The sequence below is a fragment of the Streptomyces sp. NPDC001153 genome (genome assembly GCF_053598315.1).
In genome coordinates this window covers 51,860-72,973 of sequence record NZ_JBSFJZ010000008.1, presented here as the reverse complement: position 1 = coordinate 72,973, position 21,114 = coordinate 51,860, and the positions used below count along the sequence as shown (strand labels likewise).

The following is a 21,114-nucleotide window of genomic DNA, read 5'->3' as shown; positions in this document are numbered from 1 at the left end:
CGTGTGTGAGGACGCGGGGTTCGAAGGACAGGGCGTGCTCCACCCGGTCAGTGCTTCCCGCCGTGCTTGCCGCCGCCCGACGTGCCGTTCCCGGCCGAGTCGCCCGTGCCGCCGGAGGTGCCGGTGCCGGACGCTCCGGTGCCCGAACCACCGGTACCGGACGCGTCCTTGCCCGAGCTGCCGGCCTTGCCCGTCGTGCCGTGGCCTGCGGTCCCGGCGCTTTCACCGGACTTGCCCGTGCCGGCCCGCCCGCTCGGCGTGGCAGCTGCCCGCGTCAGCTGCTCGGAGCAGTACGCGGCGACCTTGTCCTTGCCGCCGGCGGCAAGGACAAGCCGCTGCCAGGCTGTCGCGTCGAGCGCCTTGCCCCGGCTCCGGACCTGCTCGTAGGCACGGCAGTGGGCCTGGGTGTCCTTGGCGGACGGCGGGCGGTCCGTCGGCCGGGCGCCGTCGGAGGGAGCCGACGGCGCCGTCCCGCCCGGCCGGGCCGGGGCGACCGCCGAGGGGTGGCCGGCCCGTGGGCCGGCTCCGGTGCCACTCGACGACGAGCCGACCGAGCCGATGGCCGCGACCGCGACCCCGCCCAGGGCGACGCTGGCGAACACCGCGCCGAACGTCATCTTCACCGTCCGCCCGGCCCGCCGCTCCGCGGCCGGCCGCCAGTCGTCCCGCCGCCGGGTACGCGCCCGCCGCGTGCCCATGGCGCGGGCGTCCCGGAACGCGGCCACGGCCCGCTGCTCGGCCCGGGGGTCGAGATCGCCGGTGCGCAGGACGGCGGCCAGCACCGTTTCCAGCGCGGCGCTGTCAGCCGTGTCCGACGCGCCGGACACGGCGCCGGGCTGCGCACGTCGACGGCCCGGTCCTCCGTCGCCGCTCAGCCGTTCACCCATGTCCGTTGTCCGTTCCCGTTCGTTCCTGTCCGGCCGTATCGAGCCGTGCGGTGCGTGCGGTTCGTGCGGTGCACCGGGAGTCGTTCATGTCGACTCCCCCAGCGTGCGGGAAGCCTCATCCGTCACACCCTTCTCCGTCTCACCGCCGATGCCGAGCTGGCGCGCGAGGCGTTTCAGACCCCGGTGGGCCGCCGTGCGCACCGCTCCGGGGCGCTTGCCGAGGACGCGAGCGGCGGCGGGACCGTCCAGGCCGACCACGACCCGCAGCAGCACGGCCTCGGCCTGGTCCTGGGGCAGCCCGCGGACGAGTTCCAGGGCCCGCTCGGTGGAGAGGGACTCCAGGGCCTGCTCATGGGTGCTGTGCGCAGCGGGCAGGTGCAGTACGTCCTGCTCGGTCCCGCCCGCCCGGGGCCGCACGCGCTGGCGGCGCAGATGGTCCAGTGCCCGGTGCCGGGCGATGGTCGCGGTCCAGCCGCGGAAACCGGCGCCGTCGCCCTTGAAACGTCCGAGGTCGCGGGCTATGTCCAGCCAGGCGTCGGCGGCCACGTCCTCGGCGTCGTCGCCGACGATGCCGTGCAGATAGCCGAGCAGGCCCGGCTGCACGAACCGGTAGGCGACCGCGAAGGCGGCCTCGTCGCCCTCCTGGGCGCGCGCGACCGCCGCGCCCAGTTCTCCGTCGTACGCCTGTACGCGCCGGGGTTGCCGTACCTGGCCCAAGATTGTCCTCGTTCGCGCTGGTTCGTAGCCAGTTCGTGCCGTCTGTCGCGCACCGGTCGCATCGACGGCCCCATGGCGATCAGCGTCTGCCCTCACAGAAGTGTCACAACGTACCAGGCCCCCTTCACGAGGCCGCAGGTGACCGGGTGGCCGCGGCCCGGTGACGTTTGCCGCGGGCGGTGCGCTGGGTGAGTGCCGGGCGCGGTACCGCCCGGGCCGGCCACCGCTCGCCGGCACCGGTGCCGCAACCCCCCCCGGACCCCTCTCCGTGTCGTTCCGATCTCCCCCTCGTGGGCGGCACGGAGAGGGATGGGGTGGCCGGGGTCCCGACCACTGCACGAGGCCCCGGCCGCCCCGCGTGCGGCGAACCCGCCCCATCCGGCCGCGTGATACTTCGACGGCCCCGTGCGCTCCTTGTGGCATGAGCGCGTACCTCCGTCTGCGAGCGGTGCCGCCACCGGCACTGCGCAACAGCTCGACCTGGCTGGAACGGCTTTTCGACGACGACTCGGGGACCGTTCGGCGCCACCGGGACCAGGAGCGCATCTACACCGGTGCCTCCCCGCATCCCCTCGCCCAGGACCGGCCCCAGGCCCAGGTGGTGCTCGGCGGCCGGCCGGTGTTCCGCGCCGACCGCCACAAACCACCGCTGCTGGTGCTGACGGCGGCCCAGGCCCGCCGGGTGTCCGGCTTCCTGGCGGCCGCCGACTTCGACACGCTGTGGGACTTCGCCCGGCACGCAGTGCTGCCGCACTACGGCGGTGTGCGAGCGGAGCCCGAGACGTGGCGGGCGTTCGCGGCGGCTCACCAGGAATTGAAGGCGTTCTACACGCACACCGCCGAACGTGGAGACGCGGTGGTGAAGTGGCTGCATGAGGAGTGAGGTGTAACAGTTCCGGGCCGCGGCGCTCTGTCCATGCGGACGACCGCGTCGGTCGGCCAGGACAGGGGGCACGACTCGTGCAGTGGACGGACGAAAGCGGCAGGGCGTACGGCGAGCAGCCGTATGGCGGTGCCGGGTACCGGTATGCGCACCCGCAGCCGACGGCGTGGGACGCCGCGTACGGTGGCGTCCTCACCGCGCCGTACCCGCAGTCCCCGGAGACCGACACCCAACCCATACCTTACGTACCGCACCAGACCATCCCTTTCGTGCCGGAACCGGAGTGGCAGGAAGCGCACTGGCAGGAATCGCAGTGGCCGGAACCGGAGCGGGACGCGGAACCGGACACTGAGGCGAGCGAGCCGGTACGGCCCGTCTTCGTGGACTCCTCGGGGCGACGCCAGCGCCGCGTGCTGCGCGCCGCCCGGCTGCTGATGATCCCCGCCGGCGGCTATGTCGCCCTGCTGGTCGGCACCCTGCTGGGCGGCCCCGGCATCAGCGCTCCGTTCGTCCCGCAGCCGGACACCACGCACCCGGCCACGCCCCGCGTGAGCGCCCCCGACGCAGCGTCCGGCACCGGCCGCCGGGCGGGGAGCGCGGACACCGCCGGGGTCCACGCGGCCCCCCGTCCCACGGCGCGGCAGACGTCCGGCCCGACGGCGGCCTCGACCACCCCCGCCACCACGGCCGGACCCACGCCGGCGCCCGCCAGTACCACCTCCACGACCTCCACCTCGACCCCCACCCGCGTCTCGAAGGGGCGCGCCGTCGGCTCTTCCCACAAGCCCGTGAAGTGACCCAAGGCCCTGACGTGACCGACCGCCGACGCCGCACCGCTCCCGCCCGCCGCAAGGCCCCCGTTCGCCGCCGCACCCGCCAGATCACACCCCGCACCCACTGGCTGCTGCTGAGCGTGCTCTCGGTGACCCTGTCGACGGCCCTCCTGCTGCAGGGCTACACCCATCACATGTTCGGGATCACCGCGGACGACGTGACCGGTGCCCGCGGCCGGAACGACGCGGTGCCCGCCGGGGTGACCCACGGCGGCCCGGTGATCGCGAACGCCGCCTCCTCCGCGCGCACCGTCCAGGTGAAGGACCGCACCGTCGCCCTCACCTTCGACGACGGTCCCGACCCCGTCTGGACGCCGCGCATCCTCGACGTGCTGCGCCGCAACCATGTGCACGCGACCTTCTTCGTCGTCGGCACCGAGGTCGTGGACCACCCGGACCTGGTCCGCCGGATGGTCGCCGACGGCCACCAGATCGGCATCCACACCTTCACCCACCCCGACCTGGCCCGCCTCGCCCCGTGGCAGCGTTCCCTGGAACTGCGCGAGACCCAGCTGGCGGTGGCCGGTGCGGCGGGGGTCACCACCGCGCTGTTGAGGCCGCCGTACTCCTCGTCGAACGGCGCGCTGGACAACGCCGACTGGTCCGTCCTGCGGCAGGCCGGCACGGCGGGCTATGTCACGGTGCTGTCCACCCAGGACGCCGAGGACTGGCAGCGACCCGGCACCGCCCGCATCGTCGCGAACGCGACCCCGCACGGCCACGCCGGGCAGATCCTGCTGATGCACGACGGCGGCGGTGACCGCTCCCAGACCGTCGCCGCGCTCGGCACCCTGATCCCGCGGCTGAAGGCAGAGGGCTTCCGGTTCGCGACGGTCGGCGCCGCCGTCGGCATGGCCGGGCCGGTCCAGCGCGCCGGCCTCGGCGACCACCTCCAGGGCATGGCCCTCATCTCGGTGCTGCGGACCGGCGACTGGGCCGTATGGCTGCTGGGCGTGCTGATGTACGCGGCCGGACTGATCAGCGTGCTGCGCGCGGCGGTCGTGCTGATCGCGGCCCGCAGGCACCGAAGGCTGCGGACGGGACGCCGGGGCCGCTCCTGGGGGCCGCCGGTGACCGGACCGGTCAGTGTCATCGTCCCCGCGTACAACGAGAGCGCCGGGATCGAGGCGGCCGTGCGCTCCCTGATCGCCTCGGACCATCCGGTGGAGGTCATCGTGGTGGACGACGGTTCCTCCGACGGCACGGCGGACCTGGTGGAGTCGCTCCGGCTGCCGGGGGTGCGGGTGATCCGCCAGGAGAACGCGGGCAAGCCAGCCGCGCTCAACACCGGTCTTGCCGCGGCGAGTTGCGACCTGGTGGTCATGGTCGACGGCGACACGGTCTTCGAACCCGACGCCGTCCGCACCCTCGTGCAGCCCTTCGCGGACCCCCGGGTGGGTGCCGTCTCCGGCAACGCCAAGGTCGTCAACCGCGGTGGCTTGCTGGGCCGTTGGCAGCACATCGAGTACGTGGTCGGCTTCAATCTCGACCGCCGGTTGTTCGACCTCGCCGAATGCATGCCGACCGTGCCCGGAGCGGTCGGAGCCTTCCGCCGCGGGGCCCTGCTGGACCTCGGCGGCGTCAGCGACGTCACCCTCGCCGAGGACACCGACCTCACCATGGCGCTGTGCCGCGGCGGCTGGCGCGTGGTGTACGAGGAGGGCGCGGTGGCCTGGACCGAGGCACCGGCGTCCCTGAGCGCCCTGTGGCGGCAGCGGTACCGCTGGTGCTACGGCACCCTGCAGGCGATGTGGAAGCACCGAGGCGCGCTGGTGCAGCGCGGCGCCGCAGGCAAACTCGGCCGCCGGGGCCTGGTCTACCTCCTCCTCTTCCAGGTCCTGCTGCCGCTGCTCGCGCCGGCCGTGGACATCTTCGCCGTGTACGGCCTGGTCTTCCTCGACCCGCTGCGGATCGCCGGCCTGTGGCTGGCCTTCCTGCTGCTGCAGCTCGTCATGGGCCTGTACGCCTTCCGCCTGGACGGCGAACGCCCCGGCCCGCTGTGGAGCCTGCCGCTGCAGCAGTTCGTCTACCGGCAGCTGATGTACCTGGTGGTGATCCAGTCCGTCTTCACCGCCGCGTCCGGCTCACGCCTGCGCTGGCAGCGCATGGAGCGCTACGGCAGCCTGGCGTCGGCCCCGGCGGCCACGGGTCCCTCCGGGGACGACCGCACCGCCGCCCTTGAGCAGCTGGACCCGTACGGGGCCGTCCCCGGTCCGGGAACGTACGCGCCCGTCCCGCAGCCCGCACCCTACGGCTCCCTCCCGCAGCCGGAGCCGTACGGGGGCCCTCCTCGGCCCGCGCCCCGGGCCGACTACCGGCAGCAGCCCGTCCCCCACGACACCACCCAGTGGTACTGACACGACACCACCCAGTGGTACTGAGAGGAAAGTGATCCGAGCACATGAGCGGAACCCGGCGCCGACCGCCGCAGCGCACCAGCTCCGGCAGCCGTGCGGCGGGCGCCCGGGGCAGGCGCCGTACCGACGTGCGGAAACGTTGGATCGACTATCCGCGCGCCGGCCGGACCGGCCCGCGCCGCTGGCTGCCGTCGTGGCGCCAGGTGCTCGCGTCCCTCCTGTTCTGCGTCGGCGGAGTGGCCGCGGCCGTCGGGTACGCCTACGCCACGATCACCATCCCCGACCCCAACCCCCAGACGCTGCTGCAGAACAACGTCTACTACTGGTCCGACGGCACCGTGCTGGCGACCGACGGCAGCGTCAACCGGGAGAACGTCACCCTGGCGCAGGTCCCCGCCGACGTGCAGGGGGACTTCATCGCCGCCGAGAACGCCTCCTTCTACACCGACCCGGGCATCGACCCGCAGGGCATCGCGCGCGCCCTCGTGCACATGGCCGAGGGCGGCTCCGTCCAGTCCGGATCGACGATCACCCAGCAGTTCGTCAAGAACACCTACCTCGATCAGTCGCAGACGCTGTCCCGCAAGTTCAAGGAACTGCTGATCTCCGCCAAGATCGGCGCGAGCATGAGCAAGCAGCAGATCCTCCAGGGCTATCTGAACACCTGCTTCTTCGGCCGCCAGGCCAACGGCATCCAGGCCGCCGCCCGGGTGTACTACGGCATCCCGGCCGAGAAGCTCACCGTGAGCCAGGGCGCGTTCCTCGCCGCCGCGGTCAACGAGCCGAGCCTCTTCCAGCACGCCGACGCCGACCCCCGCGCCCGGGCGCAGGCGCAGGCCCGCTGGTCCTGGGTGCTCGACCGGATGGTCACGACCGGCAGGCTGACGCAGCAGCAGCGCGCCCGCATCGCGGCGGCCGGCTTCCCCGCGCCCCGCACGTGGACCCCCGGGTCCGGGCTCACCGGCCAGGCCGGCTATCTGGTCCAGCTGGCCCGGTCGTACGTCCAGGCACACGACCCCGGCGTCACCGACGGCAGCCTGAGCCGCGGCGGCTACCAGATCCACACCACCTTCGACCGCAGGAAGACGGCGGAACTGGCCAGGGCCGTCGCGAAGGTGCGCGCGCAGCGCCTCGACCCCGCCCACCGGGCGGCCGACCGGAACGTCCAGGCCGGCGCCGCCTCGGTGGACCCGCAGACCGGACGGATCCTGGCCGTCTACGGCGGCCCCGGCTACCAGCAGGCCCACTACGCCGACAACGCCGACACCTCCGGCGTCCCGGTGGGATCGACCTTCAAACCGCTCGTCCTCGCCTCCGCGCTCCAGCACGGGGCCGTCCTGAAACCGGCCACGCCCCCTGCGCCGATCACCCCGGCCAGCAAGTTCGACGGCGACGACGGCATCCAGATCAAGGACCAGCAGGGCCACTACGTCACCGACGACAAGGACCCCACCGGCCTCCTCCACCAGCACAACGACACCCCGCACCGCTGGGGGTACATCTCCCTGCGCACGGCGATGGAGCAGTCGGTCAACACGCCGTACGTGCAGCTGGGCGAGGATGTCGGCTACGACGAGGTGGCCCGGACGGCGAAGACCCTGGGCCTGCGCCCGGAGAGCCTCGCCGCGCCCAGCGCCGGCTTCTACATCGGCACCTCCACGCCGAGCGCGATCCGCATGGCGGGCGCCTACGCGACCTTCGCCGCCTCCGGGATGCGGGCCACGCCGTACTCGGTGACGAAGGTGACCCACAACGGTTCCGCACTGCCCGGCTTCACCGCCCCCGCCCCCGTACGGGCCCTCCCGGCGGCGGTCGCCGACAACGTGACCGACGTCCTGCGGGGCGTGATCACGCGGGGCACCGGCACCAGGGCCCAGGCCCTCGGCCGTACGGCGGCGGGCAAGACCGGCACCACCGACGACTACCGCTCGGCCTGGTTCATCGGCTACACCCGCCAACTGGCCACCTCCGTCGTCCTCTTCAAGGAGGACCCGGCCCATCCCCAGCTCCAGTCCCTGGCGGGCGTCGGCGGCCTGCAGAAGGTGTTCGGCGGGGACATCCCGACCGAGATCTGGACCCAGTACATGCACGACGCCCTCTCCGGCCTCCCCGACCTCCCGTTCCCCGCCCCGGCCCCCCTGGGCAAGGGCAGCAACGAACCCGGCGCCCCCTCCCCCAAGCCCACCCACTCCCCGGCCAAGCACACCGGCAGACGGGACAAGCGCACACCCGGCACGGCCACCCCGGGACCGGGCGCCCCGGCACCGGGCCCCAGGTGCCGCCCGCACAGGTGCCATTGATTTCGGCGGCAGGTCAGCTCGGCGGCCCGAGCTCCAGGGCTCGGCGAGGACAGCCGAGGACTTCGGCCCCGGGCCCGTGCCCTGGGTACTGCGTCCAGTCGAACCGGTCGGCCTGCGGAGCCGGTTGCGTGCCCTCCCCCTTGTAGGGCTTGTACCTGTCCCAGTATTCGGCCGGAGCCATCCCGGGCTGCACGGTCCGCACTTTCAAGCTATGAGCAGGCGGAGGCCGAGATCTGCCGCGTCGAGGTCGACGAGGTCGCTGTTGCGCTTGGCCCACCGGCCGGAGTCGAGGTCGTCGCTGAGGCTCTGCACCGCCCGCTGCTCGGCCTCCGGCCCGACCCTCGTCCACACTGACGTCGCACGGCGCACATGATCCTCCAGATACGCCCCCGGCCTACGCCAGTACGCCTCGAACAGGCCGTCAGCGCAGTCCCACGGGATGGGTACCGGCTCCACGCGGGCGCCGATCGAGTCAGCCATCCCAGCAAGCGAGGGAAATTCTGCGAGGACGGCGGCGAACTCGGGCAGGTAGTCGCGGGTAAGCCAGAACCGGTCCTGCCATCCGGGCTCGTCGGTGTCGAACGTGAGCACCACCACGCGGCGGGCCACGCGCCGCATCTCGCGCAGCCCCGCTATCGGGTCCCCCCAGTGGTGCACGGTCGAGACCGCCATCGCGACGTCGAAGGACTGGTCCTCGAACGGCAGGCTCTCCGCGGCGGCGGCCACGCACGGCGCCGATCCGGCAGGCCGCTGACCCCGCATGACCGCCGATGGCTCCACCGCGGTCACGTCGCGATCGGCAGGCTCGTAGGAGCCGGTGCCTGCACCGACGTTCAACACCGTCTGCGCGTCCCCGAGCGCGTCCCAGATCTGCGCGGCGATTCGCGGCTCGGTACGCCGTGTCGCGGTGTAAGCGCCGCCGATCGCGTCGTACAGCCGTGCACCGAGCACCTCCAGCTGCTCCTCCGGTGTCACCTTCAGCCCCTTCGCCCGTGCCTCAAGTTCCCTGTCGATGGCCGCCACCATGGCGTCAGCGCGATCACGCCGCTCCAGCAGCAGGCCGCGAAGCCGGCGCAGATGCGCGACCGTGTCGGTGGACGGGTCGCCGACCAGTTCCGCAATCTCCCGCAGCCCGAAGCCCAGCCGCCGATAGGCCAGCACCTCCCGCAGCCGCTCCACGTCGTCCGCCGAATAGGCCCGGTACCCGGCCGCGGTCCGCGCCGACGGCCGAACGAGCCCGATCTCGTCATAGTGATGCAGCGTGCGGACGCTCACGCCGGCCAGCTCGGCCACGCGTCCCACGGTCCAGTGATCCTCCACGGCACCGACTCTGCAGCCTGACGCCACGTGAGGGTCAAGAGCCTCACTCACGGCAGCAAGAACCGAAGGTCACTGACATTGATCACGATTGCCCGCGCCAGAATGACCCCCGAAGTCGCTCCGAAACGACTCCCTCGGAAACTGACACAGCCAGGCAGGGTCGGCCGAACTGATGACGACAGCCGCTGCCCGACTACGGGGTGGGCGACACCCCGCATGCCGTCCCACCCCGATGACAGGGCGTGGGAGCGGGCCACAGGGCGAGAGTCTGCTCAGTTCCGTGCAGTGCGGCAGCGAGGACAGCGCTTCCGGCGTTCACCGCGCGCCTCCCGCAATCGGCGCGTGGCAGGCGCAGGGGCAGCGACGCATCAGCAGCAGGCTCAGGCCGCCGGGTAGTGGTACGTCCGCCGACTGGCGGCAGGCGCCGTGGAGGTCCTCGTAGCCGGGTCGGAGGGCGAGCGCGCACTCAGCCGACAGCCACGACGTAGCCGCTTTGCTCCCTGTGCCCTGTGGCCGCTTCACAGTTGCCCCCATCACGCCACCGCCTCGGCGCCGATCACGTGCTGGTCGAGGTCGATGCCGAAGTCGGCTGCCAGGACCAGGGCCAGTCGCCGCCGACTCTGCCTTGCCTGTTCGCGCTCGCTTTCGTGGAGGTACGGGCGGACGACCGCGTTCGCACTGCCGTCGAGCGGCGTGACCAGTCCGTACGGGGAGCGGTGGGCCGGGGGGCATGGGGTAGGGGTACGGGACGGCTCGGGCCTGCGCGCCGGGCCCGGCACGAGGGCGGGCTTGCACTCGGTACGGCGCGTGCCGTACCGGGGACGAACACGCCCAGTACCCACCGCAGTAACGCGTGGATAATGCTCACTGTCATCAACTCCCTTGAAGTTGGTGGCCATGCCCCGGGAGGTCCCACAACCTCGCCGGGGCGCTTGCCTTTCCGCAGCCTGGAGGAGGTGTACTACCGTGTCTCGATCATGAGTATTGACCGGGAAGGGCCAGTCCCGCCGTACCGCCAGATTGCCGAGATTCTGCGCGCCCGCATCGAGAACGGCAGCATCCCGCCCGGCCGCCGCATCCCGAGCCTGGTTGCACTGGAAGCCGAATTCGGCGTAGCGCGCGACACCTTGCGCAAGGCCGTGAAGGTGCTGAAGGACGAGGGGCTCGTGGAGACGGTGACGGGCATGGGCGTGTACGTGGTGGACAAGCGCTGACGTCGCGATGCCCCCAGGACGACGGCACCCCAGTGAGACCTGGTCGGAGCCGTCGGGGCTGGCCCAAATCCGCCAATCGCCGACCTGGCCTGTCGGCCCGGCCGTGCGGCCCGCGGCGCACGCACCGTTCAGCCTCGAAGACCCAGAAAAGGGCCCTCCGGTGTGGGAAGGAGAAGGCCACGGCCAGGCGTGACTTCGCGGACGACCCGAACGCCTCCGTCGCCAACAGCCTGGTGCCGGCGGCATCCGCTGTCGTCGACGATGCCGGGCGCATCCTCTTCAGCGTCGGCGCGACAACGACAAGTGGGCGCTTCCTGCTGGTGCGATGCACATCGAGAACGTCGGGACGTACACCAACCCGCATCACGTCTTTGCCTACGACGAGGCTCGGCGGGACCCTTGGACAATGCGACCGTGGCTCCGGACTGAGGGAGCACGGTTGCTCTCGCCACAGGTGATGCCTGTTACAGAGAAGTGCCCGCCGGGGTGTGGAAGCATTCCGTTTCGCCGGCGCGGCGCTCTTGGAGGCATGTCAACGCTGTTGTGGGCCAGGAAGTTTGGAGCCCCTGACCGATCTGTGAATCTTGCATCTTTCGAACCCGCCTTCGATTAGATTGGGGGCTCGGGAGACGTAGCAGGCAGCCGAGGCTGAGCGGAACGGGGGGCGTGGTGGGCCGGAAGAAGGACCTGGCGGCCAAGCACGAGGATCTGACCAAACTGGCCGACGACCTCCACACCATGCAGGCGCACCTGACCCGGCAGGTCGAGCGCATGGACGGGCTCGTCGACGAGATCGAGGAGGGCTGGCAGGGGCCCGCGGCGGTCGAGTACCGCAAGCTCCACCGCTCGGTCGCCGAGGACGCCGTCCGGATCCGCGAGGTCATGAAGAACCTCGAGGAGGCCGTGCGGCTGAGCCGGGACGGGTTCACCGAGACGGAGCTCGACGTCCTGGCGCGCATGCGTGCCGTCAAGGTCGACGTCCAGGGCGAGGCGGACAAGCTGTCCACGCCTGCCGAGGCGCCGCCGACGCGCCCGCGCAGCAGCCTCGACCAGCTGTGACACCAGCCGTAGTCAGCGAACGACGTGATCGAGGACGGCGGCGCGGCGATGCCGCCGTCCGGAACGGGGGAATGCAGCATGCAGGGCGGCAGCGGCGAAGACGAGTACATAGCGGTCTCGTTCGGCACGTTGGAACATCTGACCGTCGAGCTCGACGACATCCTCAAGCAGCTCAACGGACAACTGGACGACCTCTACACGCGCCTTGTGCCGGTCGTCGCGTCCTGGCAGGGCGAGGCCCGAGAGGTGTTCCTCCGCGAGCTCGACAAATGGGACACCTCGGCGAGGGACCTGCAGGCGGCCCACAAGTGGCTGCACGAGGTCGTGACCAGTGGCCATCGCGGGTACGCGGCCGCGCACCGCGCGGTGCTGCGGGGATGGGGCGGCGCCTGATGGCCGAGCGGCGGCCCACCGACGAGGAGCGCAGCAAGGAGCGGGCCGAGGCCCGGACCCGCTCGCCCAAGACGAGCGGCGGCGGATTCGACGTACAGCCGCCGCACCTGTACTACACCGCCCTCGTGGTGCGTGACGGGCAGTTCGACTACGACAAGGGCGCCACGGCGCTGGTCGAAGTGCTGAACCAGTACAGCCAGTCGGCGGGCGCCGGCTGGGGCGCGGACGCCTTCGCGGCGGCGTACAAGACCATCAACGAGAAGTTCCTCCAGCTCTGGGCGAAGAGCGTGGTCAGCGTGGGCGGAGTCGCCGTCGGTCTCACGGACACGGCGAACAAGTACCGCCAGGCCGACTGGCAGGCCCGCAGGATGCAGGGCCCCCCGACGCCCCCGAACGCGCCCCCGGTCGTCATCGAGAAGCCGCCCAAGTACGGCCCGGTCAACGACATCAAGTGGTCCGGTACGGGCAAGGACGCGGACTCCTCGGAGATCGCCGGTATCCTCGGCGAGATCCCGGACTTCCTCGCCGATGTGATCCGGCCGGCCATCGAGCACGGCCTCCGGCTCGGCAAGATGCACGAGATCACGCCTGGGTGCCGGGACGAGGAGTTCAAGGACATGGCAACCGCCTGGGGTGCGGCCGCGAAGGCCGCCAAGGGCGCGTCCGACGAATTCAACGGTGCCATCAAGTTCATCAGCAACAACAAGGGCAACGACGAGTGGCAGGGCGCCATGAAGGCCTTCTGCCAGACCATCTGGGGCACCACCGAATGGGGCAGGACCTACGACAAGCAGATGCAGCGCATCTCCATCGGTCGTAGCTGGAAGACGGACCGCAAGGTCGTGCCCGCGAAGCGGCGTCCCATCATCGACATCCTCCAAGAGACGGCGACCGCCGTGCAGAAAGAGCTCGACTCGTTGGCCGGGGTGGCGGTCACGACCAGGGAGACCACCACCCGGCTGGGTAAAGAGGCGGCGAAAGCCACGGCCAAGGACCTGGCCGACGACCTCGACCCGGGCGAACTGACGCGGCTCGCGGCGACCATGGTGTTCGGCGAGATCGTCCTGAAGTTCCGCTCGCACATGGACGAGGGGGCCGCGAACGCGGCGGTCGAGAAGTACCACCAGGCCTTCAGCGACGCCGCCGCCAAGCTGGGGGCGCTGGAGGCTGAGCTGGACGAGGCACTGCTCAGTGTGCCCACGTTCGTGGCGGAGGAGGCCCGCGCGGAGGGGTACGGAGCGCGCTCCCTCAACGACTTCAAGAAGGAACACAGCTGGCAGCGGCCGGAGAGTCCGTTTCCTTACAAGTACAGCCTCGATCTTGCGACCGAGGAGGAGCTATATGGTGGGCACAGCATCGACAAGCATGTCGGTCTGACGGATATGCAGCTGACGCAGCGGTTGCGGGACCAGGCGAGCGGAATGGGTGTGCCGGACATTCCGGCGGCTTCCAGCTTCACCGATCTAGAATCGGCGCAGAATTACACACAGTACAATATCCGATGTAATTCGGCAGAGATCGACAAATGGCTTAAAGGGCCTCCGGGTCCGGGTGAAACAGAGGAATTCTCGGTGGGAGCGGTCGACACGGGGAATCACGCGATTCCAGTCGTGACGGGGCGTACGGCGGCAGTGGTGAATAACTGTGTGACGCCGCCGAAGGACGCCCACGGGGTCTCGACAGTACTCAAGTACGAACCGAGCCTGAATCCGCCGTTCGTCGTTTATACGTCCATGCCCAAATGATGAGTGAGGAGATAGCCGTGGGCGAACTCGACGAGCAGACGTGGGCCGATGCGATCGGCATGTACGAGCGTAGGGCGACCATTGCCAAGGTGACGAGCAGGGAGCACGAGAACTGGGTGCTCGACCTGGCCACCCTGATGCGCGGTGACACCCGCGACGCTCGCGGCTGGCGCACGGTGGACCATTGGGAGGGAGAACTCGAAAGGCTCGACGAACCGTCCTATCCCTTCGTCATGCCTCCGGAGGCTGTCGCGACGGCGGACGCCTGGAAGCCCTATCTGTATGAGATCCCGCGTTCTCAAGCCGTACGGTTCCTCGTGGCCCTGTCCACGCCCTGGATCGATGTCACAGAGGAACCGGATTTTGAGGAGCGCAGGGAGGCCCTTGAAGCGAACGCCCGCGTCATTCTGTCGCGCTTCCCTGAAGGCTCGCACTTCTATGCGAACACCGGGCGCGGCAGCGATATCCGCGACTACTACCAGCGGGTTTCTCGTTGGCGCTCCTTTTCCGTGCGCACCTTCGACTTCGGCCTGGTACTCGTGTCGGAGACGGAAGTCGGGATGGTCTGGTCATTCCGCTGATGTGATGCGATCCGCCGCCTGCCCAGATCCTCCGTACTGCATACCAGGGAGAAGCCCCCGTGCGCACCCGCACCGCCACCTACCCCGACCGGGAAACCGCCCAGTGGGCGACCCAGCACGTGGTCACCCGCAACGAACAGGTCATCCACCGCTGGCTGGCCCAGTCCACCCGGCGGCGGCTGACGATCGAGGCGGCCTGGCCGTCCCGGGAGGAGCCCGTCGGCAGGGTACTGCTGCAGGCCATGATGCTGGCTGGGCGCGGAGCCGTCGACGTACGGGCCGCCCGGGTCGTGCTGCGCCGCGAGCCGTCCGCCGCGCACGGGTTCGCCGTGCACGCCAGCTTCCCCGTCTACCTGTGAAGGCAGTGGTCCGACCGTGGCGCTGACCCCCCTTGAACACGACCGCAGATACGGCGAGCTGGACCAGGTCCTGCGCGCCTACATCGGCCAGCCGGCCGACGACACCGAGGAGGAGCCGAGCGCAGCCCTCACCGCGTATCTGCGGCATACCTGGCACACCCGCCCCTGGGCGCTCGCCGCAGCCGAGACGCAGCTGCGGGAGTACGTGCGCACCCCGCCGGGGCGGCTGAGGGTCCGGCTCGGCGAGTTCTACGCCCTGCCGGATGTGGGTCTGGCCGACGCGGACATCCTGGACTGGCTGACGCTGCTCGCCGACCACATCCGGGGCAGCGTCGAGGAGGGGCAGGTCCCGGCTCCGGCGAAGCCGGACACGCACTGGGAGTGGCATGCCAGGTTCCCCGAGCTCGGGCAGTTCCTCGGCGGCTGGTTCTCCCAGGACATGCCCGACGAGTTCGACGGGCACGACGCGGCGGTGGACGACTACGCCACGACGACCGACCGGCAGCTCGTCGCGCAGCTGGTGGGGGAGATCCGGGAACTGCTGGCCCTCGGGCTCGACGAGAGCGAGTACGCCGTCGGTGCCGCCGAGCTGGGCATGGAGATCGAGGCACCGGGCGAGTATGGCGTGAGCGGCTGGCTCGCGCTGGTGGCGGCACGTCTCACTTAGCGCGCCCCGCTCGCACGAGCAGAGCCCGAGCCGGGGCGGTTCAGACTCCGACGCTGTTGGGAGAGTCCTTCGGCCTGCTGGATCCATCCAGCAGGCCGGAGTGCTGCGAAGGGCGGGAAGGACCCGCAGGCCCTCGGGCGATTCTGGGGCCCAGACTGCCTCCGCCATCCGATCCCGTCGGCGCCGACCTGATCCCCTTGAGCCATGCGGGCCGCCCAGCGGGTGGGGAAGCGCGTCTCCTCCGGCCGGGCGGAGTAACGGTCGAACCACTCGGGCCGCCGGCATCCGAAAGCGTGTGAACGACTGGCGCGACGGCAATATGCCCGCTGCCCGGTAGCCGGACGGCCGCCGCCGAAGGCTGCTTGTGCTGCCTAGGATCTTCGTACGTAGGCGAGACCGCAGGGGCGGAACTGCGAGGCCCGGGAGTAGAACTTGAGGAAGTACATCTGCGGCGCGGCGCTCATGCTCGCGGTGGTGCCCGCGCTGGCCGGGTGCGGCACGTTCGGGAAGGGCGCGCCCACGCCGGTCGCGACAGGCCCGGTGACGATGCCCGATCTGGTCGGGAAGAACGCCGCGAAGGCCGAGGACCAGCTGGAGAGGCTCGGTGTGCCGAAGAGCCGGATCGAGCTGCGGGCGGACGACGGTAACCATGTGGTGGTGCTGGTGGCGTCGAACTGGGACGTGAACACCCAGTCGGTGAAGGCGGGTGCGCGGCTCGGAGTCAAGCAGGTGCTCGTGCTCGGCGTGGGCAAGCCGACGTGGCGCGAGCGTCATCACGGCCACCTGCTCTAGCCGAAGTGGGGCGGCGGCGCACAGCACTTCGCCCCGCCGGACGGCCGGCGGGGCGAAGCGGAGAGTGCGGTTCTTCGTGTGTTACTTGGTGAAGGCGGCCACGCCGTTCGGGGTGCCCAGCCCCGTCGGGCCGTCGTAGCCCTTGCCCGCCTTGCAGAGGTAGTTGCTGCAGGACCCGTTGGAGCCGTCGGTGACGTCGTTCAGCTTGTCCGGGTGGGCGTAGGGGTAGGACGCCGGGACGTCACCGGTGCCCGGGGCGCCCGCGAGGGCGTAGACGCCGGCGATGAACGGTGAGGAGGCACTGGTGCCGCCGTACACGTTCCAGCCGCTGGCCTGGTAGGTGTCGTAGACGGCGAGACCGGTGGCCGGGTCGGCGACGGCGGCGACGTCGGCGACGGCGCGCTTGGCGCAGTCGGTGTCCTTCTGCCAGGACGGCTTGGCGTCGAACTGCGAGCAGCCCGAGCCCGCTCCCTCGCCGCCGGCGGACGTGCCCCACACCGACTCGGACCAGCCGCGGGTGCTGCTGTCCTTCTTGAGCGAGGTGCCGCCGACGGCCGTCACGTACTGCGAGGCGGCCGGGTACTCGGTGCCGTAGCCGCTGTCACCGGAGCTGACGGTGATGGCGACGCCGGGGTGCTTGAAGTACTTGTCGTCCGCCTGGGTGTCGGCGGCCTCCTCTCCGCCGCCGTAGCTGTTGGAGACGTACTTGGCGCCCTGCTTGACGGCCTGGTTCACGGCCGCGCCGAGGTCGTCCATGTTCGCGGACTTGGCCTCGACGAGCAGGATGTGGCACTGCGGGCAGGCCGCGCTGACCATGTCGACGTCGAGGGAGATCTCGCCGGCCCAACCGGCGTCGGGCGCGGGGTAGTTGGTGCCGCCGTCCTGGTCGGTCTTCTTGAAGCAGCCGTTGCTCGTGCTGCACTCCGGCAGGCCGTACTGGGACCGGTAGGCCGCCAGGTCCTTCTCGGCGTTCGGGTCGTCGTTGGAGTCGACGATGGCGACGGTGGCGCCCTTGCCGCCGTCCTTGGGCAGGTTGTAGGCGGCCTGGAGGTCGGCCGGTCCGAAGCCCTTGGGGGTGTCGTGGCGGCCGAGGGACTTCTGCGGCGTGAGGTCGGTGCGGACGACTGCCTGGCAGGCCATGTATCCGGGCTTGGTGGGCTGCGAACACAGCGGGCGGGTGTGCACCGTGGAGGTCGTGGTGGTCGCGGCCGATGCGGTGGTCGTCGTGGCGAAGGCCGACGACTGTGCGGCTACGGCGAGGCCGCCGGTGATCAGAGCCGCTGCGGACAGGAGCGCGGGCGCGCCGCGGCGTATCAGGGTCCTTCTGCGGTGAGAACGCAATGAACTGCCCTCCGTGGGGGGATGGGTGGCTCCACTCCGGCGGCCGGAAGGCCTGTGATGCCATGAGCATGACAAGCGCTTTCCGTTGGGGGTGGCCGGGCGGAGTCGAGTCGGGCATCCTGCTGATGCTGCCACCCTGGTCAGTGGTGGCTACACATGAGGCTATGGACAATTTGCCGAAGAGAACAGAGCCAGTTGGTAAAAACCTTGGTCTCAACCCTCGGCATCGCCGGGTACGTTGTGCAGCCATGGAGCTTGAAGAGGGAACCATCAACGACCTGATGTCGCTGGGCCTGGCCCGCTACGAGGCGCGGGTCTACCTGACCCTCATCAGGCGTGGTTCTTACACGGCCGCCGAGGTGGCCCGGGAGGCCGACGTGCCGCGCCAGCGCGTGTACGACGTGCTGGACGCCCTCGTACGGCGCCAGCTGGCCACCACCCACCCCGGGCGGGTGGCGACCTACTCCGCCGTCACGCCCGAGCTGGCCCTGGCCCGCCTGATGGCCGCGCAGCGGGAGACCGTCGACCGGCTGGAGCGGGTCTCCCAGGACCTGGCGGGCCTCCTCCAACCCCTGTGGTCCCAGGGCCGGGACCACACCGACCCGCTGGACTACATCGAGATCCTGCGCGATCCCAAGGCGATCTCCGAACGCTTCGCCGACATCCAGCGGCAGGCGCGGCACGAACTGCTCACCTTCTGCAAACCGCCCTTCGTCGCCCCGACCGAGAACGCGGACGGCCTGGCGGTGGTCCACCGGCTGCACCGCTCGGGCGGCACCGTCCGCGCGATCTACCTCGACGACGCCCTGGACGACCCCGAGCAGGTGGACCACGTACGGCGCTTCGCCGCGGCGGGCGAGGAGGCCCGTTTCGCCCCCGAACTGCCCCTGAAACTCGTCATCGCCGACGCCTCTCTCGTCCTGTGCGACATGCCCGACCCGGTGGCCGGCGCCGGCTCCACCACCACGCTCTTCATCGAACACCCGGCCCTGGCGGGCTGCCTGCGGCTGGCTTTCCACACGGTGTGGAAGGACGCCGCGCGGGGACCGGAGCCGGGCCTGACGCCAGGGGAGCCGTACGACACGACCGGGTGAGCCCGGGGGACTCCGGATGGCGCTGCCGATGAGCGCCGTGGTGCATACCGGATTAGCCTCCGAAATGAGCGCTTTATGGATCTTTCGGTGCGCTCCACTCGACCCAAGGAGGACACATGCGCAAGCTCTCCAAGGCCGCTGTCGCGGCCGCGGTTGTCGCTAGCGTGAGCTTCATAGCCACCGGCGCCGCCACCACCGCAGCCACCGCCGCCACCGCCCAAGGTGCGGTCATGCCTCGCGGCGAGTGCATCGACATCCTGGGTGAGGTGGGCATCGCCAACGGCGTACTCGGCAACTTGCTGAACGGCGAGGGAAATCCGGGCGCGCAGATCACCAAGTGCTAGCCGGTCACCCAGCTCACCGAACGGGGTATCGGCGCCCGGGCCACCGGCCCGCCGCCCGCCTGGCCGCCGGCGGCCAGTTGTCTTCACGTGTGTAGTGGATGCGAAGGCCCCGGACCGTGACCGGTCCGGGGCCTTCGCCAACCCCTCTCACAGCCGTTGCGGGCGTCGGGTGAGCACCTGTGAATCGATGTCTTACGGGCGGGAAACGAGGCGCCGGGCGGGCCCCCTCCAGCCTCGCGGTGCATGAGGGGGAACCGAATCCGCCGACCCGACCACTTCGTCCGCATGCCCGGCTGGGGCTCCATCCGCGGCCGTATGGCGATCGTCCTCGCCGTACCCACCTGTCTGCTCCTCGCCCTCACCGGGCTGGGCGTCGCCGACCGCGCTTACGACTTCTCCGCCGCGCGGGCCACGGAGTCCCGGGTCGGCGTCCTGCTGCGGGAGCAGGACCTCGTCCGAGAGCTCCAGCGCGAACGGGGCCTCACCAACGGCCTGTTGAGCGGCGCCGAGCAGTACCGGGACGAGGTGCGCGCGCAGCGGGCGCGCACCGACGACGCGCGTACGTCCCTGAGGGCGGCGCTCGCGGCGGAGAGCGACGGTCTGCCCGGGGCCGCGGCCTCCGCCTTACGCCGGGCCCAGCTCCCGCTCGCCGGCCTCGTCGCGACCCGTACCGCCGTCGACACCGGCACGGCCGACCGCACCGCCACCCTGCGCTTCTACACCGGGGCCGTCACCGCGCTGATCGACGCCGAGGGCGCCGGCGCGCCCGACGGCGACCGCCGTATCGCGCAGGGCGTGCAGGCGCTGCAGGCACTGGCGCGTGCCACGGAGGCGATGGCCCTCGAACGCGGCTCCCTGAACGGCGTGTTCGCGGCCCGGCGGTTCCGTGCCGGGGAGTACCTCGACTTCACCGACATCCGCGCCACGCGGGTCGCCGCCCTCGGCCAGTACCGCCAACTCGCCGACGGCGCCGAGCAGTCGTCCCTCGACCGCGCCTTCGCAACGCCGGCCGCCCGCCGCGTCACCGGGTACGAGGCCAAGGCCGAGGCGGGCGCCGACGGCTCGCACCTCGGCGTCGACCCCACCCGCTGGTGGGCCGACATGACGACGCTCGTCGACGCTCTGCACGGAGTGCGGAAACAGGTCGGTGACGACGTACGGGCACGGGCCGACCAGGTCGGCGGCGCGGCCACCCGGGAACTCGCCGGCTTCCTGGCGCTGGGCGCGCTGATCCTCGCCGTGGCCTGCGCGCTCGCGGTGTTCTCGGCCCGCTCCATCACCCGTCCCCTGGGCGCCCTGGCCGACGAGGCGGACGCGGTCGCGGGCACCAGGCTGCCGGAGGTGGTCAGGCACATCCAGGAGGCCGACCCCGGCACCCCGCTGCCCGCGGAGCCCGAGGCGGCCGAAGTCCCCGGCACCGCACGGGAGATCACCCGGCTGGTCGCCGCTCTGCGCAATGTCGAGCGCACCGCCGTGGGCCTCGCCGCCGAGCAGGCCGTCCTGCGCCGCAACAGCACCGAGTCGCTGGCCAGTCTCGGCCGCCGCAACCAGGCGTTCCTCGGCCGGCAGCTCGGGCTGATCACCACCCTGGAGAGCCAGGAGCTCGACCCGGACGCCCTCGCCGAACTCTTCGAGCTCGACCATCTGGCGACGCGCATGCGCCGCAACGCCGAGTCTCTGCTCGTCCTGGCCGGCGAGGAGCCCCCGGCCCGCCGCCGGCCCGGCACGGTCACGGTCACCGAGGTGGTGCAGTCGGCCGTCTCCGAGGTGGAGCAGTACCAGCGGGTCGCCGTGACCGACATCGAGCCGTGCCGCGTCCGGGGGCACTGTGTCGCCGAACTCTCCCACCTGCTGGCCGAGTTGGTGGAGAACGCGCTGATGTTCAGTCCGCCGCAGCAGCCCGTCGCGGTGTACGGCTGGCGGGACGGCGGCGAGTACTGCCTCGCGGTGGTCGACCGCGGAATCGGAATGACGGCAGAGCGCATGTCCCAGGCCAACGCCGTGCTGTCCGGCAGGGCCGGGTCCCTGCTCGCCGCGCCCACCCGGTTCCTCGGCCACCACGTCGTCGGCGCCCTCGCCGGCCGCCTCGGGGCCCATGTCGAACTGCGTCCCACGGAGGGCTCGGGCGTCACGGCGTACGTCGCCCTGCCCACCGCCCTCGTCCGGCAGCCGGACGCCTCGACGACCGCGGCGGCCACGTGAGGACCGCTGAGGCATCCCGCACCTGG

20 protein-coding genes and 1 pseudogene are annotated in these 21,114 nt (G+C 71.2%); 16 read left to right on the top strand and 5 right to left on the bottom strand.

All coding sequences use genetic code 11. From position 1 onward, the window contains the following. Positions 1 to 47: 47 nt before the first annotated feature. Together ACWDEN_RS11455 and ACWDEN_RS11450 are read right to left on the bottom strand one after the other, a co-directional pair. Positions 48 to 887: a hypothetical protein gene (locus tag ACWDEN_RS11455; protein WP_351613268.1), complete on the bottom strand. Its 840-nt coding sequence runs from the start codon at positions 885 to 887 to the stop codon at positions 48 to 50. An 84-nt stretch (positions 888 to 971) separates the two neighbouring features. Then, on the bottom strand, positions 972 to 1,604 hold the full coding sequence (locus tag ACWDEN_RS11450; RefSeq protein WP_351613265.1) for an RNA polymerase sigma factor: 633 nt from the start codon (positions 1,602 to 1,604) through the stop codon (positions 972 to 974). A gap of 421 nt (positions 1,605 to 2,025) precedes the next feature. On the opposite strand from ACWDEN_RS11450, the gene ACWDEN_RS11445 reads away from it, so the two are divergent. The 4 genes from ACWDEN_RS11445 (at position 2,026) to ACWDEN_RS11430 (ending at position 7,977) form a co-directional block, all read left to right on the top strand. Then, positions 2,026 to 2,487, top strand: coding sequence for a DUF1877 family protein (locus tag ACWDEN_RS11445; protein ID WP_351613263.1), 462 nt, complete (start codon positions 2,026 to 2,028; stop codon positions 2,485 to 2,487). Positions 2,488 to 2,564: 77 nt separating this feature from the next. After that, positions 2,565 to 3,284 carry a hypothetical protein gene (locus ACWDEN_RS11440; RefSeq protein WP_351613262.1) on the top strand — a complete coding sequence of 240 codons (720 nt, stop codon included), beginning with the start codon at positions 2,565 to 2,567 and terminating at the stop codon, positions 3,282 to 3,284. Positions 3,285 to 3,298: 14 nt separating this feature from the next. Then, entirely contained in the window at positions 3,299 to 5,677 is a 2,379-nt protein-coding gene (locus ACWDEN_RS11435; RefSeq protein WP_351613261.1) for a bifunctional polysaccharide deacetylase/glycosyltransferase family 2 protein, read from the top strand. Between the two features lie 44 nt (positions 5,678 to 5,721). Then, the gene (locus ACWDEN_RS11430; RefSeq protein WP_351613258.1) at positions 5,722 to 7,977 is read left to right on the top strand and encodes a transglycosylase domain-containing protein; all 2,256 of its coding nucleotides are present in this window, start codon (positions 5,722 to 5,724) and stop codon (positions 7,975 to 7,977) included. 204 nt (positions 7,978 to 8,181) lie between these two features. On the opposite strand, the gene ACWDEN_RS11425 is transcribed toward ACWDEN_RS11430, so the two are convergent. Then, positions 8,182 to 9,279, bottom strand: coding sequence for a MerR family transcriptional regulator (locus tag ACWDEN_RS11425; protein WP_351613336.1), 1,098 nt, complete (start codon positions 9,277 to 9,279; stop codon positions 8,182 to 8,184). 551 nt (positions 9,280 to 9,830) lie between these two features. Next, positions 9,831 to 10,139: a hypothetical protein gene (locus tag ACWDEN_RS11420; RefSeq protein WP_351613255.1), complete on the bottom strand. Its 309-nt coding sequence runs from the start codon at positions 10,137 to 10,139 to the stop codon at positions 9,831 to 9,833. A 114-nt stretch (positions 10,140 to 10,253) separates the two neighbouring features. Between ACWDEN_RS11420 and ACWDEN_RS11415 the strand changes: the two genes are divergently transcribed. The 9 genes and pseudogenes from ACWDEN_RS11415 to ACWDEN_RS11375 all read left to right on the top strand — a co-directional run bounded on the left by ACWDEN_RS11415 (position 10,254) and on the right by ACWDEN_RS11375 (position 16,107). Further along, positions 10,254 to 10,511, top strand: coding sequence for a GntR family transcriptional regulator (locus tag ACWDEN_RS11415; protein ID WP_450858539.1), 258 nt, complete (start codon positions 10,254 to 10,256; stop codon positions 10,509 to 10,511). Positions 10,512 to 10,741: 230 nt separating this feature from the next. Continuing rightward, positions 10,742 to 10,896: pseudogene (locus ACWDEN_RS11410) on the top strand (NUDIX hydrolase); the annotation flags it as partial. A gap of 281 nt (positions 10,897 to 11,177) precedes the next feature. After that, positions 11,178 to 11,570, top strand: coding sequence for a WXG100 family type VII secretion target (locus ACWDEN_RS11405; RefSeq protein ID WP_450858537.1), 393 nt, complete (start codon positions 11,178 to 11,180; stop codon positions 11,568 to 11,570). A gap of 78 nt (positions 11,571 to 11,648) precedes the next feature. Next, on the top strand, positions 11,649 to 11,963 hold the full coding sequence (locus tag ACWDEN_RS11400; RefSeq protein WP_351613333.1) for a WXG100 family type VII secretion target: 315 nt from the start codon (positions 11,649 to 11,651) through the stop codon (positions 11,961 to 11,963). A 125-nt stretch (positions 11,964 to 12,088) separates the two neighbouring features. Beyond that, a complete protein-coding gene (locus ACWDEN_RS11395) occupies positions 12,089 to 13,708 on the top strand; it encodes an RNase A-like domain-containing protein (protein ID WP_450858535.1) in 1,620 nt (539 codons plus the stop codon). Positions 13,709 to 13,725: 17 nt separating this feature from the next. Continuing rightward, positions 13,726 to 14,289, top strand: coding sequence for a hypothetical protein (locus ACWDEN_RS11390; protein ID WP_351613246.1), 564 nt, complete (start codon positions 13,726 to 13,728; stop codon positions 14,287 to 14,289). Positions 14,290 to 14,348: 59 nt separating this feature from the next. Beyond that, positions 14,349 to 14,648, top strand: coding sequence for an RNase A-like domain-containing protein (locus ACWDEN_RS11385; protein ID WP_351613244.1), 300 nt, complete (start codon positions 14,349 to 14,351; stop codon positions 14,646 to 14,648). A gap of 16 nt (positions 14,649 to 14,664) precedes the next feature. Next, positions 14,665 to 15,315 (top strand): contact-dependent growth inhibition system immunity protein, encoded by a 651-nt coding sequence (locus ACWDEN_RS11380; protein WP_450858533.1) that lies wholly within the window; start codon positions 14,665 to 14,667, stop codon positions 15,313 to 15,315. A gap of 432 nt (positions 15,316 to 15,747) precedes the next feature. Then, positions 15,748 to 16,107, top strand: coding sequence for a PASTA domain-containing protein (locus ACWDEN_RS11375; RefSeq protein WP_450858531.1), 360 nt, complete (start codon positions 15,748 to 15,750; stop codon positions 16,105 to 16,107). 81 nt (positions 16,108 to 16,188) lie between these two features. Here the strand turns inward: ACWDEN_RS11375 and ACWDEN_RS11370 are convergent, their stop codons facing one another. Then, positions 16,189 to 17,448 (bottom strand): S53 family peptidase, encoded by a 1,260-nt coding sequence (locus tag ACWDEN_RS11370; protein WP_450858529.1) that lies wholly within the window; start codon positions 17,446 to 17,448, stop codon positions 16,189 to 16,191. A 248-nt stretch (positions 17,449 to 17,696) separates the two neighbouring features. Between ACWDEN_RS11370 and ACWDEN_RS11365 the strand changes: the two genes are divergently transcribed. From ACWDEN_RS11365 to ACWDEN_RS11355, 3 genes are all read left to right on the top strand, one after another. Then, positions 17,697 to 18,542 carry a TrmB family transcriptional regulator gene (locus ACWDEN_RS11365; RefSeq protein ID WP_351613234.1) on the top strand — a complete coding sequence of 282 codons (846 nt, stop codon included), beginning with the start codon at positions 17,697 to 17,699 and terminating at the stop codon, positions 18,540 to 18,542. A 116-nt stretch (positions 18,543 to 18,658) separates the two neighbouring features. Continuing rightward, entirely contained in the window at positions 18,659 to 18,886 is a 228-nt protein-coding gene (locus tag ACWDEN_RS11360; protein WP_351613231.1) for a hypothetical protein, read from the top strand. A gap of 243 nt (positions 18,887 to 19,129) precedes the next feature. Beyond that, on the top strand, positions 19,130 to 21,088 hold the full coding sequence (locus ACWDEN_RS11355; RefSeq protein ID WP_450858526.1) for a sensor histidine kinase: 1,959 nt from the start codon (positions 19,130 to 19,132) through the stop codon (positions 21,086 to 21,088). The last annotated feature ends 26 nt before the right edge of the window (positions 21,089 to 21,114 follow it).

What these genes read in the sequence shown, in the direction of transcription:
- ACWDEN_RS11455 (WP_351613268.1), bottom strand. Translation starts at nt 887, where the DNA reads ATGGGTGAACGGCTGAGCGGCGACGGAGGACCGGGCCGTCGACGTGCG.
- ACWDEN_RS11360 (WP_351613231.1), top strand. Translation starts at nt 18,659, where the DNA reads ATGCGCAAGCTCTCCAAGGCCGCTGTCGCGGCCGCGGTTGTCGCTAGC.
- ACWDEN_RS11445 (WP_351613263.1), top strand. Translation starts at nt 2,026, where the DNA reads ATGAGCGCGTACCTCCGTCTGCGAGCGGTGCCGCCACCGGCACTGCGC.
- ACWDEN_RS11400 (WP_351613333.1), top strand. Translation starts at nt 11,649, where the DNA reads ATGCAGGGCGGCAGCGGCGAAGACGAGTACATAGCGGTCTCGTTCGGC.
- ACWDEN_RS11365 (WP_351613234.1), top strand. Translation starts at nt 17,697, where the DNA reads ATGGAGCTTGAAGAGGGAACCATCAACGACCTGATGTCGCTGGGCCTG.
- ACWDEN_RS11355 (WP_450858526.1), top strand. Translation starts at nt 19,130, where the DNA reads ATGAGGGGGAACCGAATCCGCCGACCCGACCACTTCGTCCGCATGCCC.
- ACWDEN_RS11430 (WP_351613258.1), top strand. Translation starts at nt 5,722, where the DNA reads ATGAGCGGAACCCGGCGCCGACCGCCGCAGCGCACCAGCTCCGGCAGC.